2 protein-coding genes are annotated in these 1,384 nt (G+C 33.8%); both read right to left on the reverse strand.

Annotated elements, in window-relative coordinates; genetic code table 11:
* Window positions 1-50: 50 nt before the first annotated feature.
* A complete protein-coding gene (locus V7S76_RS13235; protein ID WP_459510621.1) occupies window positions 51-944 on the reverse strand; it encodes a transposase in 894 nt (297 codons plus the stop codon).
* Entirely contained in the window at window positions 941-1,327 is a 387-nt protein-coding gene (locus V7S76_RS13240; RefSeq protein ID WP_459510622.1) for a transposase, read from the reverse strand. Before V7S76_RS13240 ends, V7S76_RS13235 begins: the two co-directional genes overlap by 4 nt.
* Window positions 1,328-1,384: the final 57 nt, after the last annotated feature.

The raw sequence follows: 1,384 nt of genomic DNA on the forward strand, positions 1-1,384 counted from the left end.
TGTACTTGCCTGAATTTGGTTGTCACTTTTCTTTCAACTTTCAGGTTTATTTAGTTTAAAGTTAATAATTTATTTCTTGGTTGTTCGGGATTAATAGGTTTTAATTGAAGGCAATATGCATGGTTATTATTTTCTTTTATCATTTTTTTAAATTCAATTGGAGACCTTTTCCCTAAGCGCTTTTTTTTGCTATTAAAATTATGATCTTTAACAGCCTCTGTTTGCTTTTTTCGAACTTCTTCAAGTTTTTTGGGCTTCCAACAATTTAGATATCCATTATTAATTAGATCATTTGTCTTTTCGGCATATGGATTCTCATATGAGTATATACACATACTTTGTTTAAGCCCATATTTCATGCATAAGTCTTTGTAGATTTTGCTTTCATACTGTTTGCCTCCATCGCTGTGATGTATTAAGCCTTTAAGTGATGTTTTTTGAGACTTAATCGCCTTCAGTAAGACATCAGTATAATTATCCGCTTGATTGCCTGTATAAGCGCCATATCCTACAATTTCCTGGCTATAAACATCCGTGATATAAATCGTATAAAACCGTTTATCTTCAACTAAATAATGAGCCATATCCGACTGCCATACCTGATTAATATCATTAATGGTTTTGTTGATAAGTAAGTTGGGAAACTCTCGATTACCCGCCTGGGTAGCCCTATGATATTTCTTTGGAAAACGAACTCCAAAGCCAGCTTCAATTAATAGTGACACACTTTTGTCTCTACCCAACGGCCATTTTTGAGCGTAATCCTCATAGATACTTCGGCAACCTTTGGTTGGACGTTTCTTCCTTGCCTTAACAACATCTGGAAGGATTTTAAGTAATGTATCTATGGAAGAATTATCCTTTAGAACATCGCGCTTGTAAAAGGCTTGTCTACTAAAACCTAAAACACTACATGAAGCTGATATAGAACAATTAAGTTTCATTTTTTTGCCTTGATAGATGTGGACGGCACGTTTCCAAAGTTTTTTTTTAAATCAGTCTTGTATTCTTTTGAGGCTAAATCTACTATGATTTTATACAAATCTGATTCCATGGTTTTACGCCCTAAAGCAGCTTCCAACTCCTTAATTCGATTCTGTAATTCAGAAATATTTTTGTCAATACTGTCTTTTTCCATAACGATTCGTGTTCCACTTCTCAAATTACGCGAATATTTATTTAACCATTTATAAATACTTGAAAGACTTACTCCATATTCCCGAGTAGCTGTGGTAATGGATAATTGACCAGATTCAATGCGATTGACAACTTCTTTGCGAAGTTCTTCCGAAAAGATCAGCTGAACTCTAAATGATGTTTTTTTCATGTTTCTTCTTGTTTAAAAAGAAGAAAGATGTGTCAACTTTTTTCAGGCACCGTCAGT

Source organism: Aquirufa sp. ROCK2-A2, assembly GCF_054558485.1.